The organism is Capnocytophaga haemolytica (assembly GCF_001553545.1).
Classification (GTDB): domain Bacteria; phylum Bacteroidota; class Bacteroidia; order Flavobacteriales; family Flavobacteriaceae; genus Capnocytophaga; species Capnocytophaga haemolytica.
Window position 1 is genome coordinate 1,592,174 of record NZ_CP014227.1, and the last position, 16,058, is coordinate 1,608,231.

13 protein-coding genes are annotated in these 16,058 nt (G+C 42.3%); 7 read left to right on the forward strand and 6 right to left on the reverse strand.

Annotated elements, in window-relative coordinates:
• Positions 1–79: 79 nt before the first annotated feature.
• Positions 80–967 (reverse strand): lipoyl synthase, encoded by an 888-nt coding sequence (lipA, locus tag AXF12_RS07175; RefSeq protein ID WP_066429685.1) that lies wholly within the window; start codon positions 965–967, stop codon positions 80–82.
• A gap of 214 nt (positions 968–1,181) precedes the next feature.
• On the opposite strand from lipA, the gene gldF reads away from it, so the two are divergent.
• Complete coding sequence (gene gldF / locus AXF12_RS07180; RefSeq protein ID WP_066429688.1) at positions 1,182–1,901, forward strand: gliding motility-associated ABC transporter permease subunit GldF; 720 nt, start codon at positions 1,182–1,184, stop codon at positions 1,899–1,901.
• Positions 1,898–3,604: a gliding motility-associated ABC transporter substrate-binding protein GldG gene (gldG, locus tag AXF12_RS07185; protein ID WP_066429691.1), complete on the forward strand. Its 1,707-nt coding sequence runs from the start codon at positions 1,898–1,900 to the stop codon at positions 3,602–3,604. The genes gldF and gldG overlap by 4 nt, the downstream gene beginning before the upstream one ends.
• A gap of 88 nt (positions 3,605–3,692) precedes the next feature.
• Here gldG and AXF12_RS07190 read toward each other — a convergent pair whose 3' ends face one another.
• Positions 3,693–5,831: a S46 family peptidase gene (locus AXF12_RS07190; protein WP_066429693.1), complete on the reverse strand. Its 2,139-nt coding sequence runs from the start codon at positions 5,829–5,831 to the stop codon at positions 3,693–3,695.
• A 673-nt stretch (positions 5,832–6,504) separates the two neighbouring features.
• Here AXF12_RS07190 and AXF12_RS07195 point away from each other — a divergent pair.
• From AXF12_RS07195 to AXF12_RS07215, 5 genes are all read left to right on the forward strand, one after another.
• Positions 6,505–7,467, forward strand: coding sequence for a KpsF/GutQ family sugar-phosphate isomerase (locus AXF12_RS07195; RefSeq protein WP_066429697.1), 963 nt, complete (start codon positions 6,505–6,507; stop codon positions 7,465–7,467).
• Between the two features lie 256 nt (positions 7,468–7,723).
• Positions 7,724–8,065, forward strand: a complete 342-nt coding sequence (rpsF, locus tag AXF12_RS07200) for a 30S ribosomal protein S6 (RefSeq protein WP_066429699.1) — start codon at positions 7,724–7,726, stop codon at positions 8,063–8,065.
• Positions 8,066–8,069: 4 nt separating this feature from the next.
• The gene (gene rpsR, locus AXF12_RS07205) at positions 8,070–8,348 is read left to right on the forward strand and encodes a 30S ribosomal protein S18 (RefSeq protein WP_066429703.1); all 279 of its coding nucleotides are present in this window, start codon (positions 8,070–8,072) and stop codon (positions 8,346–8,348) included.
• A 17-nt stretch (positions 8,349–8,365) separates the two neighbouring features.
• A complete protein-coding gene (gene rplI / locus AXF12_RS07210) occupies positions 8,366–8,893 on the forward strand; it encodes a 50S ribosomal protein L9 (RefSeq protein WP_066429705.1) in 528 nt (175 codons plus the stop codon).
• A 151-nt stretch (positions 8,894–9,044) separates the two neighbouring features.
• Positions 9,045–11,723: a hypothetical protein gene (locus AXF12_RS07215; protein WP_066429707.1), complete on the forward strand. Its 2,679-nt coding sequence runs from the start codon at positions 9,045–9,047 to the stop codon at positions 11,721–11,723.
• Positions 11,724–11,809: 86 nt separating this feature from the next.
• On the opposite strand, the gene cysK is transcribed toward AXF12_RS07215, so the two are convergent.
• The 4 genes from cysK to AXF12_RS07235 form a co-directional block, all read right to left on the reverse strand.
• Positions 11,810–12,721, reverse strand: coding sequence for a cysteine synthase A (gene cysK / locus AXF12_RS07220; protein WP_066429711.1), 912 nt, complete (start codon positions 12,719–12,721; stop codon positions 11,810–11,812).
• Between the two features lie 76 nt (positions 12,722–12,797).
• Positions 12,798–13,640, reverse strand: a complete 843-nt coding sequence (locus AXF12_RS07225; RefSeq protein WP_066429713.1) for a serine O-acetyltransferase — start codon at positions 13,638–13,640, stop codon at positions 12,798–12,800.
• Positions 13,641–13,871: 231 nt separating this feature from the next.
• Positions 13,872–15,377 carry a glutamate--tRNA ligase gene (gene gltX / locus AXF12_RS07230; protein WP_066429715.1) on the reverse strand — a complete coding sequence of 502 codons (1,506 nt, stop codon included), beginning with the start codon at positions 15,375–15,377 and terminating at the stop codon, positions 13,872–13,874.
• Positions 15,378–15,390: 13 nt separating this feature from the next.
• A complete protein-coding gene (locus AXF12_RS07235) occupies positions 15,391–16,053 on the reverse strand; it encodes an aspartate kinase (RefSeq protein WP_066429717.1) in 663 nt (220 codons plus the stop codon).
• Positions 16,054–16,058: the final 5 nt, after the last annotated feature.

Below are 16,058 nucleotides of genomic sequence, written 5' to 3' on the forward strand. Positions count from 1 at the left end.
AAGAGGCTTCCTAATTTTTTTAGGAAGCCTCTTTGTTATTTATAATACACTACTTATCATTGTGAATATACATTATGCATTATAAAAGGTGTTTATGTGCTCTGTAGGACGACCTTACTAAGGCTCCACTCTCTACGTGGCGGAACCCAAGTTCTAAGCCTATTTCCTTGTATTTGGCGAATTGCTCAGGAGTGATAAACTCTTTCACAGGTAGATGCCTTTTTGAAGGTTGTAAATATTGCCCTATGGTAACGATATCTACTTTGGCATCTTTTAGGTCGTATAAGGTTTCAATCACCTCTTCTTCTTTTTCACCTAAGCCGAGCATAATCCCCGATTTAGTACGGTTGGCACCATTATCTTTTAAATAACGCAGCACACCTAAGCTACGGTCGTATTTTGCCTGTATACGCACTTCACGAGTGAGGCGGCGTACGGTTTCCATATTATGTGATATAATCTCAGGAGCTGCTGTAAGAATACGGTTTAGGTTGCGCTCTACTCCTTGGAAGTCAGGGATAAGTGTTTCCATAGTAGTATTGGGGTTCATACGACGCACAGCCCCAACGGTCTCAGCCCACATAATGCTACCCATATCCTTAAGGTCGTCGCGGTCTACTGAGGTGATTACGGCGTGCTTAATATTCATCAGTTTGATGGAGCGCGCTACTTTTTCAGGCTCTTCCCAGTCGAGTGTTTCAGGGCGTCCTGTTTTCACCCCACAGAATCCACAAGAGCGTGTACAGATATTCCCAAGAATCATAAAGGTAGCTGTACCTTCTCCCCAGCATTCACCCATATTAGGGCAACTTCCTGAGGTACAGATGGTATGAAGGTTATATCGGTCTACTACGTTTCTTAGTTCAGTGTACTTTTTCCCAGTGGGCAGTTTTACACGTATCCACTTTGGCTTAGGTGTTAAAGTATTGGTTTGTGTTTCTTCTATTGTAAGCGTTTCTACACTCATTATTCTAATCCTTAATACAAATTTTTTCCAAAAGTACTACTTTTTTAAATACTGACAAATTCTTCTGAGTAAAAAGTTTTCTGTATCAAATGTAAAAGTCTATAAACCAAATAGTAAACAGTTTTCCCCAATAGTCATAACAAAGATAAAATAGGATATTTTGTTGGTATTTAATTTTTTTAATTTACTTTTGCAATTCTAAAATAGACATTTGATGTTTGCACTATTTAAAAAAGAGATTCGTTATTTTTTTACATCCCCAATAGGGATTACGGTCATAGGGCTATTTGTGGTGCTCTGTGGCTTATTTTTATGGGTATTGAAGTCTGATTACAATATCTTTAATGCAGGCTTTGCTGATTTACTTCCGTTTTTCAGGTTATCCTCGTGGATATTTGTGTTTTTAGTACCTGCTTTGACGATGCGCAGTATTTCAGAGGAACGACGTAGTGGTATGCTTACTTTATTATTCACTAAGCCTTTGACAATTTGGCAGATGGTATTAGGTAAGTACGCAGGGATACTCTTATTTTTGCTGATTGTACTATTGCCTTCCGTTCTTTATGTGTATATAGTCTGGGTGCTTGGCAAACCAGTGGGTAACTTAGATGTAGCAGGTACGATAGGCTCGTATATCGCATTATTTTTGCTTATTGCTACTTTTGCAGCTGTGGGCTTATGGGCATCGGCTGTGAGTAGCAACCAGATCATTTCGTTTGTATTGGCTACTTTTTTATGTTTCTTTCTCTTTTTTGGTCTTGACCAAGTAGTGGCTTTGATAGCACCTGACAGTATCGTAGGTTATGGGTTTCAATCACATTTTGATGCTATCAGTAGAGGGGTTATCGATAGCCGTGACGTCATTTACTTTCTCTCGGTGATTATTTTCTTTTTGTATATCACTACTTTATCTCTCAAAACGTATAAGCAATGAAACGAGTATTAAAATCTATATATTTTAAAGTAGCTTTGGCATTGATAGGGCTGCTGATTCTTAATTTTATTGCCAGTAAGGCTCATACACGTGTGGATATGACCAAAGATAAGCGCTATACGCTTTCAGAGACTACACGTCGTGTGCTGCTACATATTAAAGAGCCTGTGCTCATCGAAGTGCTTTTAAAGGGCGATATCCCTACTGAATTTAAGAAGTTACAGACTGAAACGCTACAACTATTGGAGGAATATGCGGCGATGAACAGCAATATAACCGTGCAGTTTGTCAATCCTTTGGAGAATGAGTCTGACCCGCAGGCATTGATTCAGCAGATGGTACTCAATGGGCTTAATCCTCTTGAAATATCACAAACAGAAGCTGGTAATACTTCAAAAGTGCATATCTTTCCGTGGGCAGTGATTTCTACTATCGAGAATATGGGAGGCAAGCAACAAGAGCGTAGGGTAAAGGTACCTCTTTTTGTTAATAAATTAGGGGCTAATGACCAAGAACAAGTGCAGAATTCCGTACAGCGACTGGAATATAACTTCACTGATGCTCTTTATAAGCTCACGCTACACAAGCAAAAGAAAATAGCGATCTTAAAGAGTAATGGCACTCTCGAAGATATTTATATGGCTGACTTTATCAAGATGGCACGTGAGTATTACTACATTGCGCCTTTCACACTTGATTCGGTAAAGACCAATGCTGAGAAGACACTTAGAGATCTTCAGGAATATAACTTATTAGTAGTGCCCAAACCCACTGAACCTTTTACTGACCCTGAAAAGCAAGTACTCGACCAATATGTGATGGGTGGTGGACGCGTGTTATGGCTCATTGATAATGTAAATATCACGCTTGACGACCTCTATAAGGCTGGCGGTGCAGCCGTAGCAATGCCTGTAAATCTCAACCTTACAGATATGTTTTTTAGCTATGGGTTTAGGATTAATTACACGCTGGTAAACGACTTGTATTTCTCAGAAATTGTCATTGCTACTGGCGAAGGTTCGCAGTCGCGCTATATGCCTATCCCGTGGGTGTACAACCCTTTAGTGCTTTCAAAGAATAATCACCTTATTACAAATCATTTAGATGCGGTACGTTTGCAGTTTGCCAATGGGATAGATACCCTGAAGAACGATATAAAGAAAACTGTATTACTATCGAGTTCAAACTTAGCAAAGGCAGATGGCACCCCGCGTGAAATTAGCTTACGTATCAATCCTGATCAGATGGATAAAAACGCTTATAAGAAAGGCAATATACCAATGGGAGTGCTCTTAGAAGGCGAATTTACATCGGTTTATAAAGATAGGGTTCGCCCTATTGACCTAAAAGAAAAGGCAGATAAGAGCCTTCCTACAAAGATGATTGTAGTTTCTGATGGTGATATTATTAAGAATGACATTAGTGGCGGTCAACCTTTAGAGCTCGGTTTTGATAAGTGGACGAGTAAGTACTACGATAATAAAGCATTTTTACAGAACGCTGTAAACTATCTCTTAGATGATACCGCCTTCTTGCAGTTGCGCAATAAGAAAGTGCAATTGGCTTTCTTGGATAAGGAAAAGGTAGTTGAGAGTAAGAAGGCTTGGCAAGTAAAAGTATTTGTTATCCCTCTTGTCATACTTATTGTCACTGCCATAGCCCTCTTATTAGGATACAGAAAGAAGTATCGAAAGAAGTGTTGATCTTTTTGATTATTACAGATAATAAAGTCCCAAGAGTTTTTATGCTCTTGGGACTTTCGTTTATAAATCTATTTAATTTTACCCTGTTTTATTGGGCGATAGTCATCTCATCGATGATATTTTTTGCTCCTGCGTAAATGTCAATTACCCAAAGCACATAGCGGATATCGACGTTGATGGTGCGTTGTAACTTTTTGTCGAAGATTACATCGCCTGCCATTGCCTCTATATTGCCATCGAAAGCCAGCCCTATGAGCTCTCCTTTGCCGTTCATCACGGGCGAGCCTGAGTTACCTCCTGTGATGTCATTATTGGTAAGGAAGTTCAGGTGCATTGAGCCATCTTTATCTATATACCTGCCGAAATTATTACTCGAATAGAGGTCGAGCATACGCTGTGGCATATCGAATTCTGGGTCGTCCTTTTTGTATTTGGCAACCATTGTTTTGAAAGTAGTGTAGTAATTTTTGCTCACATCAGCATTTCGGCTGTCTGTCGCAAGTGGATCGACCGTTCCGTAAGTCAGTCGGAGGGTTGAATTAGCATCAGGGTAGCGTATCGCACTAATCTTTGATACTCTCATACCCTCTACGAATCGGCGGAATGCCCCTTTGTAGCTATCATTCAAAGCTACTAACTCAGGCGATTGGTCGCGGTATTTATCCAGCAGAGAGGATGAGAGCACAAACAGTGGGTCTTTCTCCAACTCAGCAATAGAAGTGCTGGTAGTGACTAAGGCAGCGTTATCTTTGCTCTTGAAGGCGCTGCCGGCTACTGCCTCATCCACATAGCGATTGAAGTCGCCATTGTAATCCGCCTTGATGCGCGCCACCTCATCTGCAATATGGGTGCCTTTGGTAGCATAGAGCTTCAGTGTGTTTGCCAGAATGGCTTTTTCAACCTCTATATTTATATCGTCATACGGGGCGAGTATCTCAGCAAGTCGCTCGCGCACCATCTCTGGGCTTGCGCCTGCCTTTTCAGCAGCACGTAGCAGCATCACAGTACGGTACGGGATGATTGCCAATGCTGAGGCGCGGATGATTGAAATCAGATAGTTATCGTCAGCAGCCTTTATGTTGGTCTTTTCAAAGTAGTTTGCCATCGTATTGAGTACGTCGCCATACTCAGCTTTGTTTTTCTTTTTATTAGCCCACTTAGCGAACTTAGCTTCAGCGGCGCGCTTGGTATCAGCTGTTTTGTACTTAGTAAGGGCATCGATCATCCCTTGGCGGTTCTTCCAATAGTTGGCGATCTGCGAGTATTGCGAGGCATATTTAAGGCGGATGGCATCATCCTTATCCATAAACTGTTTCATAGCATCCATAGCGGTTTTTGAACCTTCTACCCAGGCAGGATAAGCATATTTTACCTTCTGATCTACCCAATACGATGCCTCCCAACGGTTGGTCGTCCCAGGATAGCCCATAATCATTGCAAAATCTTTGTCCTTCACCCCATTGAGGCTTACCTTTAAATAGGTTTTGGCTTGCATCGGGATATTATCAGGAGCGTACTCAGCAGCTTCACCATTCTTATTTGTGTATACGCGGAAGAGGGAGAAGTCGGCAGTATGGCGTGGCCATTCCCAGTTATCGGTATCACCGCCGAATTTACCCACACTTTCGGGGGGTGTACCCACAAGGCGCACATCTTTAAAATCTTGGTATACAAAATAGTAAAACTCATTTCCTTGGAAGAAAGAACGCACTGATACGGTGTATTTGCCGCCGCCGTCGTTCTCCTTCTGTATTTTAGCGATTTCGCGATTCAGTGCTGCCTCTCGCTCACTCTCGCTCATAGATTTGTCCACCACCGCGAGCATACGCTTCGTTACGTCGTCCATACGCACAAAGAAGCGCACGTACGATTCCTTTGGGTGCAATTCCTCACTGTGGTTCTTTGCCCAGAAGCCATTCTTGAGGTGATTGCTTGCAGGGGTCGATAGCTCAGCAATGTTCTCATAGCCACAGTGGTGATTGGTGAGCACTAAACCATCTTTGGAGATGATGCTCGCTGTGCAACCTCCGTTGAATTGCACGATGGCGTCCTTCAAACTGTTGTGGTTAATGGAATAAATCTCTTCTGGGGTAAGCTGGAGCCCTAATTTTTGCATATCGCGCCCATTGAGTCGCTTGATAAACATCAAGAACCACATTCCTTCATCGGCTCTTGCTACTGGAAATAGCAGTAACAGCGCCAGTAATGTTATACTTATTCTCTTCATAAAAATTGGTATGATAAATTAATTTGACGGCAAAGGTAGTAAATAATGATGAATAGGCAATAAGTGATGCGTAATTTTTTTAGTTTTTTCTTGGTAGACACAAGTATGTTAGCTCTTAGTTGTCATCCGTAGGTTGCTTCCTAATAGCTGGCTACTGACCCCTAATCACTGACCTCTAAAAGTGCTTTTTTGGTAGCTTTTTAATTCGTTGATTATTCGATAGTTTTTCGCTAAACCTAATACTAACCTAATACCAACCTAATACTATAGTAATACCTTCCTTCAGCGTTCCTTCACTCTTCCTATACCGTTCCTATACTCTTCCTATAGAGTTCCTTCGGTTGCCACAGTGAGTACGCTCGCCAAATATTCGAGATCCACTCGAGATCCATTCGGGGCGCATCTGCGATTGGTCGATGGATCCTTGTGTACAGATGTAGCCTTAATGTGAGATTAGGACATTTTGGCTTCGTTACGTCTCCGTTCGGTTGCCGTATACTTCGTAGTCTTGTCGGTGTATCTACTTATAATATTTATCTTATTGATAATGAATTTTTAAGAAATAAAAGCTATGTTTTTTATATATTTGTTGTCCTTTTGCACTTGTTTATTCATAGGAATATCGTAATTTTGCACGATTTGAAGTTTATCACCAATAAAAATACGTTTAGAAATGAACCATAAAGATATTATTACAATTGCACAGCAGACCATCGCTGAAGAGGGTAAAGCAGTGTTGGGGCTGGCTGATTATCTCACGAACGACTTTGTGCAGGCGGTGGAGCATATCCTCGCTAGCAAAGGACGCGTGGTGATTACGGGCATAGGCAAAAGTGCCATCATTGCCAACAAAATCGTGGCTACGATGAACTCCACAGGCACGCCTTCGATATTTATGCACGCTGCCGATGCTATCCACGGCGATTTGGGTATTATCCAAGCCGACGATGTGGTGATTTGTATCTCCAAAAGCGGTAATACACCTGAGATAAAGGTGTTGGTGCCACTGCTCAAGCGTGGAGCTAACAAGCTGATTGCCATCACCTCGAATCGCAATTCGGTGTTGGCACAACAGGCAGATTGGGTGCTCTACGCTCACGTAGAAAAGGAGGCCTGTCCGAACAATCTCGCCCCGACTACCAGCACTACGGCACAACTCGTGCTGGGCGATGCGCTGGCGGTATGTCTCTTGGAAATGAAGCACTTCGGCAAGGAAGATTTTGCCAAGTATCACCCTGGGGGGGCACTGGGCAAACGGCTGTACTTAAAGGTGTCGGACATAGTAACCCATAACCAAAAGCCTGCGGTGAGCCCTGCAACAGATGTGAAGCAAGTGATTGTGGAGATTTCGGAGAAGATGCTCGGGGCTACGGCGGTGATTGCCGAAGGTAAGATTGTAGGGGTGGTAACCGATGGCGATATTCGCCGTATGCTCAGTCGCACCGATAGCATCAGTGGCTTGACGGCAGCCGATATTATGTCGCCCAACCCTAAGACCATCGACCTTGATGCCCTTGCCATCGACGCCTTAGAGCTGATGCAGCGCAATAAGATCACCCAGCTGTTGGTGACCGAGGGAGGCACTTATGTTGGCATTGTGCACCTACATAACTTAGTGCAGGAAGGACTTTTATAATGATTAATGAGCAATGAGTAGAGAGTAAATTGCTAACGCGCCTTTAACATTACTGTAATGTATGCTAAGGGTACGTTAGTCCTAAACGCTAAAAGCTATTGCCTAAAAGCTGAAACTGTAATCATTATTTTGCTTATATACAGTGGGTTATATATTTTACAAGAACTTTTTTAGTAAAAAAGTGATGAAATATTTTGTCGGGTGGAAAAATAGTAGTACTTTTGCGCCCTGAAATTAATTTTTTATTTATTGAATTATGAATCAATACGAAACTGTTTTCATTTTGAATCCCGTTTTATCTGAGACCCAGATAAAGGAAGCAGTAGAAAAGTTCGAGAGTTTTCTTACTTCGAGGGGTGCAGAATTTGTAGCAAAAGAGAATTGGGGGCTAAAGAAGTTGGCTTACCCTATTCAGAACAAGAAAAGCGGATTTTATCACCTCTTTGAATTCAAAGCACCAGGTGAGATTATCGAGGCTTATGAATTGGAATTTCGCCGCGATGAGCGCGTGATGCGTTTCCTTACTGTAAAGTTGGACAAACACGCAATCGCTTGGGCTGAAAAGAGAAGAGCAAAGTTGAACACTAAAAAAGCGTAAGAAAATGGCAGTAGAACAGAAAAAAGGAGACATTAAGTATCTTACTCCACTGAACATCGACACATCAAAGCAAAAGAAGTATTGTCGTTTTAAAAGATCAGGCATTAAGTATATCGACTACAAGGATGCTGACTTTTTGTTGAAGTTTGTGAATGAACAAGGCAAGTTGTTACCACGTCGCCTGACTGGTACTTCGCTAAAATTCCAACGCAAAGTGGCTACTGCTGTAAAGCGTGCACGCCACTTGGCATTGATGCCTTACGTAGCTGATTTATTAAAGTAATTAAAGGAGTAGAGACTATGGAAATTATATTAAAACAAGACGTACAGAACTTAGGTTTTAAAGACGATGTCGTTACAGTAAAGAACGGCTACGGTCGCAATTACTTGATTCCACAAGGGTTTGCTGTATTGGCTACTCCATCTGCAAAGAAGGTATTGGCTGAAACTTTAAAGCAACGCGCTTACAAAGAACAGCATATCATCGATGAGGCTAAGAAAACAGCGAAGTCATTGCTTTCATTGGCAGTGAAGATTGTGGCAAAGGTAGGTGCTGGCGATAAGTTGTTCGGGTCTATCAATCACGGCGACTTGGCAAGTGAGCTTTCAAAGGCAGGTCACGAGATTGATAAGAAGTTCATCAACATCCCAGGGAACACTATTAAGCGTACAGGTAAGTATAATGCGGCAATCCGTTTGCACCGTGAAGTAGTGGTTGATTTCCCATTTGAGGTGGTTGCAGAAGCGGTAGTGGTAGAAAAACCAGCTGTGGCAGTTCCTGAAGTGAAAGCGGAGGAAGTGGTTGCAGAAGCTACTGTAAATGAATAATTTAGCGAGAAGTTTAAATAGTTCATATCAATTATAATTTTTGTACCTACAAAGTTTTTTTAATTTTGTAGGTATTTTTTTGCAAAAAAATTTGGTGGTGTCACAAAATTACTCTACCTTTGCGTAAAATTTTAACACACCCGTAAATATTATGGAGTCAAAAATAGATACAATTGGTTTATCGATCTGGGGTTATAAGCAAGGTTGTAAAGTGCTTGCTGCTCACGGGGTTGATTTTCAGTCACAAGAAATACGAGAGCGACTAAAAGACATTAGTTCTTTTATTCGAATTCATATTCCGAGTGTGGATTTTTATACATTAGAATTTACACAGAATTACAAGATATATACACAATATCGTTCTTCACGCGACATCAATGGTCAGACGGGAGTATATATTGCTATTTCATTGTATATACCCCACGTGCTACAATGGAGAGGAGTTAGGCAAGTGCTTAATTTGATGATGGATATGTATTTTGCAGAGCGCATCAATGCTGATACAAATGCTCCAATGCAAAGTGAGAGAGATGATATCAGTCCGTATTACCATATCTTACGTGGCTATGAAAAGCAAATTACAGAGGATTACAGTGTAAAAAGCCCACAATCACAGCCTGTTACAATGCCTAAGTTCTTAGGTTATGAAGATGTGTATGAGGTAGATAAATACTTCAATACACCTTATCAACACGGGTTTTTAGCGGGACAGCAAATAATGTTCTTGCGCACTGACTTTATTGAAAATCCTATTGCACATCGCATTGATTTCCCAATGTTGCAGTATCAGGAAATACAGCGTCAGAATGATACGCCAGCAAGTAATACTCAGGCTACTGAAAGATCACACTTTATAGTTACACAGTTGGGGATCAAGATCCTTGCCTTTATGAAGAATGGGCAGGATATCAGTGCAACTTATACCAATGAGTACTTTGATGAGAATGATGAAATAGAGTTATTGCTTGAAAAATCAAAGTATTACGAGGTATTTTCTTTCCGTGACACACTTAAGAAAGGGCTTGAAAGAGGTATTTTTAGGAAGACGTATAATAACTACACCTTTGATACTATTCCTTTTGTAGAGAAGGAGTTAAAACTATATATAAGGACACCTCAGTTGGAATACGAAAGGTATATTCCTCTTTTAGCTTTAGAAAGTAATTATTTTAAACCTAAACTTTATTCGGATAGTAGGGGGTATTATTTCCTTCTAAAAGGGGATGAAGTCCATAGGATATTTGATTTGAGCTATAATAATATTGTTTTCAAGAGTCATATTTCTGTTGAAGATAAGGAGTTTATTTCCGTTCCTTTTCAGAGATATAACTTTACAATTGCCTCAAATCAACTAATTACTGTTTCTTTGAGAATTAATGGGATATCATTCAGTAAAAAATTACGTAGTGATGCACCTATAGAGATTATTTTACCTGAACATCAGTATCATTTTGAATTTGAAAGTACAGATTTAAACAAGGTAGTGAGTGTTTCAGAGAGTGGTATAGTTAATTTTGATGTAGTTTCAAGAGATACAACCCCTCAAGAGAGTACTTATGAAACTTATACAGCCCCTAATGAAATAACCTTAGCACAGCAAGATTTAGCTTCATTTGATGATGAAGACGAGGAATATGAAGACGAGAAAACACCTATCATAAAGCAGTTGTGGTTTAAGATTGCCTCAGTGGCTTGCATCATATTACTATTGGTGGGCATTGGCTACTGGTTCATATTCCCTATGCTTAAGGACCCTGTGAAGGCTTATATTGAAATTGCCTCAGAAAGCCCAATCAAGGATATGCGTTTCCTCACAAATATTGATGAACGCACTTACGACATTGATAATTCGTATATCCGATTGAAGAACAACCTGCCTTTTGATGAAGTGAAGCTCATTGTCAATTATGATGAAGAAGGGCAAGATACAATAGCCATTGATAAAGCTCAGTTGGGCAAACTCTCTCAGATGATTGACCAAAAGACGAAGGATACACTCAAAATAGAGACTATGTCACCAGCTCGGGCATTCCTTGCTGAGGTAGGACATTGGAAGGAGACCCACTCTGATCCTAATGGGAATCTATTTTGGGCAGAAGCACAAAGAAAGCATTATCTTACGGATAAACTTCGCCCTGAGTTTGAGAAAGCTGTATGGGAAAACTTCTTAAAAGATTTTGACTATTCAGCCTTTAATAGCGAACAAGTGGACAGCCTTTTAAAACCTTATTTGAAAGGTAGTGCTACGGAGTTCAAAACCTATCAGAAGGATTTGGAGCGTATTATTGCAGACAGTAGAAGCCGTGATAACCAAACTGTTGTAGAAAATGAGGGGCCTATCAGAAGAGAACGTGTGGTAGTAGATGAACCTCGCAGAACAGAACCTAAACCCGCTGCTCCTTCACGTGTGGATAGGGTAGAGGAGACCCCTAAAAACACGGCTTCTAATAGAGCAGCCACTACTTCCTTTATCACTGATATGAAGGTTTTTAACTCATTGGCTTGCTCTGAGGATGTAGTTGATAGGGTGAAACTCAATGCAGGTAGAATAGGAGGCTCAGATTGGGCAGTAGTTAAGAAAGAGTTCAACCAAGAAAAGAAGGAGATTGATGCGCGTATTGCTGAGTATCAGAAGTTCTTCACAGCACTCAAGCGAGGTGGCTCTATTGCTGATGTGAAGCCATTCTATTTCGGCGGACAGTCAGGGCTTATCAACTATCTGAAGAAAGGTAATAACTTTGATGCCGTGAAAGGTAAGAACCTCAAAACCTTTGCTGAAATACGCAAGGCTTTGATTGACTCAGGTGTAGACCCTAAGAACATCCGTTAAAATAAAATAGTTTGATAAATACAGAAAGGGCTTAGAACCACAGTTCTAAGCCCTTTCCCATTTATAAAAGTTATGATACATATTTATTATTCGTAAAGTCCTTCAACTGACCAGTAACGCTCGCCAGTATCGTAGTTTACTGTGAGGATACGAGCCTTAGGGTCACGTTGTAGCACCTTGCTAACGGCTGCCAAGGCTGCCCCTGTAGAGATACCTGCCAAGATACCTTCTTTCTTAGCTAAATTGCGGGCAAACTCATAAGCCTCTTCTTTTGAGATAGGAATTACCTCATCTACTACCTCAGGGTTGTAAGTCTTAGGGACAAAACCTGTACCTAAGCCCTGCAAAGCGTGTGGACCAGGTTTTCCACCGCTGAGCACTGCCGATTGGTCGGGCTCTACAGCTACTGTCTTAAGCTTAGGGAAGTGCTGCTTGAGTACCTTTGAGATTCCCGAGATATGCCCACCAGTGCCCACTCCTGTTACAAAGTAGTCAAAACCTTCAGGGAATGACTTGAGTATTTCCTGTGCTGTAGTACGCTCGTGTACAGCTGGGTTTGCAGGGTTCTCAAACTGCTGAGGTATCCACGAGTTAGGAATGCCTTCTGCAATCTCTTTGGCTTTAGCAATTGCTCCACCTGTGCCTTGTTCTTTAGGGGTGAGCACTATTTCAGCTCCATAAGCTGTTACGAGCTTACGGCGCTCCACGCTCATCGACTCTGGCATTACCACTATGAGCTTATAGCCCTTTACAGCAGCTACCAGCGATAGCCCTACGCCTGTGTTCCCTGAGGTAGGCTCTACGATTACGGTGTCTTTTTTGAGTAGACCCCGCGCCTCAGCATCTTCGATCATCGCCAATGCGATACGGTCTTTGATGCTCCCCCCTGGGTTTAAACGTTCCAACTTGATGTAAACATTCGCATTTTCACCAAACAATCTGTTGATCTTCACCTCGGGAGTGTTCCCGATGACTTCTAAAACATTTTTGTACGCCATTTTTATATAGTTTTTAATTAAGTTACTTTTTTACTATTCTCACTCTTACTCCTTCCTGTTCTCTCGTCTCTGATCTCTATATGATATAATTAATCGGCTCTTCCTTTATTTCTACTCCTTTTACGGTGATGAGGCTCTTATGGAAGACCTTCGTATACGGCTCAATGCTACTTGTAAGCCATACATTTCCACCAATGATGCAATCGTGCCCTACCACAGTATCGCCGCCAAGCACTGTTGCCCCTGAGTATATCACGGTATTATCGCCGATAGTAGGGTGTCGCTTGGTGTTTGCCTTATCCAGCGATACTGATAATGCTCCTAACGTTACTCCTTGATATACTTTCACATAGTTGCCTATCACCGTCGTTTCGCCGATGACGATCCCTGTGCCGTGGTCAATCATAAAGGGAACGCCAATCTCTGCCGCTGGGTGTATGTCTATCCCTGTTTTGCTATGGGCGTACTCAGTGAGAATACGCGGCAGCAACCGCACCCCTCGCACCCATAGCTCGTGTGCCATACGGTAGACCATAATGGCAAAGAAGCCTGGGTAAGTGATCTGCACCTCACGCACTGAGGTCGCTGCGGGGTCGCTTTGTGTGAAAAATACCGCATCTTCCTTCAATTTGTTGTATATCTCTGGTAATATACAATCATAGTAATCAGCTACTTGTGCCTTTTGCTCCTCATTCTCTAAGAAGTTATTGACGATATGTACAAAATCATACTTCAGTTCCTCATACCGTGCTTCAATAGTCGCCTTTGAGATACAGGTGCGTTCTTCTATAAGGAAGAGAAACCTAAATATCCCTTCAATAAAATGCTCAATACGCTGCTTACTAGTGTGGTGGGTTATGGCACTGCTCTGCTCATATAGCTCACTTAGCAGGCTCTCTGCACAATTTACTTTATTCATATAGGTATAAAAATAAAACTCACTACCTTAAAAGCAGTGAGTTTGTTATGATATATGGTCTTTTTAGCTCCGACTTCAATATATAACACAAGCAGCACTGCTCGCTTTTGGCGTGCACCACATACACATTATGTTACAAATTGAATACATCTGTTTGTCTTATTTATCGGGGCAAAGGTACAAATTATTTTCTAACTACCAAACTTTTTTGCAAAATATTTTTATAAAATTTTACCCTTTGGTAGCTAACTGTATGTTTTTCAACCGATCAAGTGTTTCCTCTTTACCGATAATTTCCATAATATCAAAGATATGAGGACCCTTCATCTCGCCTACAAGGGCTAACCGTAGAGGTGGCATCACCTGTCCGAAGCCGTAACCTTTCTCTTCAATATATTGCTTGATGCGTTCTTCCAAAGCTAATGAACTGAAACTCTCTGCATTGCGGAGAATATCGCTCACCTCGTCGATGATTTCGGAGGTATTGTCCTTCCATTGCTTCTTAAGTGCCTTTGCATCGTACTCAGTGGGGCGTACGAAGAAGTAACTGCCGAGCTCCCAAAAGTCTGCCACAAAGGTAGCCCGCTCCTTAATCAGCCCTACCACGCGCGCTAAGGCAGCAGTAGGGTAGGAGAGACCCTTCTCTTTTAGTATAGGTTGGAACAGTTCCGCAAGTGCAGTGTCGCTCTTCATCTGTAAATATTGATGGTTGAACCACTTGATCTTCTCAGGATCAAAGCGCGCTCCTGCCTTGTGTACTTTCTCCAAATCGAACAGCTCAATAAGCTCCTCTATGGAGAAAATCTCCTTATCGCCACCAGGGTTCCAGCCTAGTAGTGTCAAGAAGTTAATGAGTGCCTCAGGGAAGTAGCCTTCGCCTCTAAAGCCTTTGAGCAGTGTGCCTTCCTCTTCCCATTCCATTGGGAAGACAGGGAAGCCGTACTTTATCCCATCGCGCTTGCTGAGCTTCCCGTTGCCCACAGGCTTGAGTATCAGTGGTAGGTGTGCAAACTCAGGTGCCTGCCAGCCAAAGGCTCTATATAATAATAGGTGTAGTGCCATCGAAGGCAGCCATTCCTCACCGCGGATCACGTGTGTGATCTCCATTAGGTGGTCGTCGACGATATTTGCCAAGTGATAGGTAGGCATTCCATCGCTCTTGAAGAGCACTTTATCGTCGAGCGTACTTGTATCAATAGTGACATCCCCACGAATCATATCGTGCATTTGCAGGGTTTCGCCCTCAGGCATCTTAAAGCGTACCACGTAGGCATCGCCGCGCTGCAATCGCTTTTCAACCTCTTCCTTAGGCAGCGAGAGCGAGTTCTCCAAACTACCACGCGTTGCCCAATTATATATAAAGGTATCTCCCTTTGCCTCAAATGCCTTACGCTGTGCCTCCAAAGCCTCGGCACTATCGAAGGCGTAATACGCCCATCCATTTGCCAAGAGTGCCTCAGCATACTCGCGATAGAGAGCCTTGCGCTCACTCTGGCGATAAGGCGCGTGTTTGCCGCCTTTGCCTACGCCTTCATCGTAGGTCAATCCGCACCACTCAAGCGACTTAATAATGTAATCCTCAGCACCTTCCACATAGCGGTTCTGGTCGGTATCCTCAATGCGGAGCAGGAACTCGCCGCCGTGTTTCTTTGCAAATAAATAATTGAATAGTGCTGTGCGCACCCCGCCTATGTGCAACGCTCCCGTCGGGCTGGGTGCAAATCTTACTCTTACCATCTTCAAAAATCTTCTATAATAATTTTAAATCCTTAATCACTTTAAAAGCCACATCTACCTGCTCCTCAGGCACTACGATGGTGAACTCATTTGCAGTGGAAATCACCTCGTTCATACTCACCCCTTCCCACGCCAATCGTTGGAAGATAAAGTAATAAAGCCCTGAGGTAGAGACGTTTTCTTCTGGCAACTTCACGCTGATAGAGCCTAAGTCGGTAAACTTGTGCAAGCATTTTTCCTTACTGAAAATCTTCTCTACCAAGCTCTCAACGCTATTGCTGACAATGATGGTAGACTCGTTTACACCGCGTGTAGTAGCACAGAACACATCGCTTTTGTGTTGTAGGTTCTTCAACAGTTCCGCCTGACAGTTCATCAGTGTCTCCGATACCAAGAAGGTGTAGTCCGTCAGGTTAGGACGGATGATGATGTTGCCTATATTCTTGAGTACCTTTACAATACGGTGTGTAGAGCGGAACTCCATATCGGTAGAGAGGCGTTTGAGTGCCATCACTATCGCTCCATTGCGCACCTCACGATGCGATGTCTCACCCTGTATCTCTTTGCGGATAATACGCGCCAAAGAGGTCAGGTTGATGATCCCTTGCGAAAGTGCCGTTTGTAGAAACGGTTTCGACTTAATGTATTGCTCAACGGCTGCGGATACTGTTTTCATCTTTA

Coding starts and splice junctions, on each gene's coding strand:
- AXF12_RS07195 (WP_066429697.1), top strand. CDS start 6,505: ATGAACCATAAAGATATTATTACAATTGCACAGCAGACCATCGCTGAA.
- AXF12_RS07235 (WP_066429717.1), bottom strand. CDS start 16,053: ATGAAAACAGTATCCGCAGCCGTTGAGCAATACATTAAGTCGAAACCG.
- lipA (WP_066429685.1), bottom strand. CDS start 967: ATGAGTGTAGAAACGCTTACAATAGAAGAAACACAAACCAATACTTTA.
- rpsR (WP_066429703.1), top strand. CDS start 8,070: ATGGCAGTAGAACAGAAAAAAGGAGACATTAAGTATCTTACTCCACTG.
- rpsF (WP_066429699.1), top strand. CDS start 7,724: ATGAATCAATACGAAACTGTTTTCATTTTGAATCCCGTTTTATCTGAG.
- gldF (WP_066429688.1), top strand. CDS start 1,182: ATGTTTGCACTATTTAAAAAAGAGATTCGTTATTTTTTTACATCCCCA.
- gltX (WP_066429715.1), bottom strand. CDS start 15,377: ATGGTAAGAGTAAGATTTGCACCCAGCCCGACGGGAGCGTTGCACATA.
- cysK (WP_066429711.1), bottom strand. CDS start 12,721: ATGGCGTACAAAAATGTTTTAGAAGTCATCGGGAACACTCCCGAGGTG.
- AXF12_RS07190 (WP_066429693.1), bottom strand. CDS start 5,831: ATGAAGAGAATAAGTATAACATTACTGGCGCTGTTACTGCTATTTCCA.
- rplI (WP_066429705.1), top strand. CDS start 8,366: ATGGAAATTATATTAAAACAAGACGTACAGAACTTAGGTTTTAAAGAC.
- gldG (WP_066429691.1), top strand. CDS start 1,898: ATGAAACGAGTATTAAAATCTATATATTTTAAAGTAGCTTTGGCATTG.
- AXF12_RS07215 (WP_066429707.1), top strand. CDS start 9,045: ATGGAGTCAAAAATAGATACAATTGGTTTATCGATCTGGGGTTATAAG.
- AXF12_RS07225 (WP_066429713.1), bottom strand. CDS start 13,640: ATGAATAAAGTAAATTGTGCAGAGAGCCTGCTAAGTGAGCTATATGAG.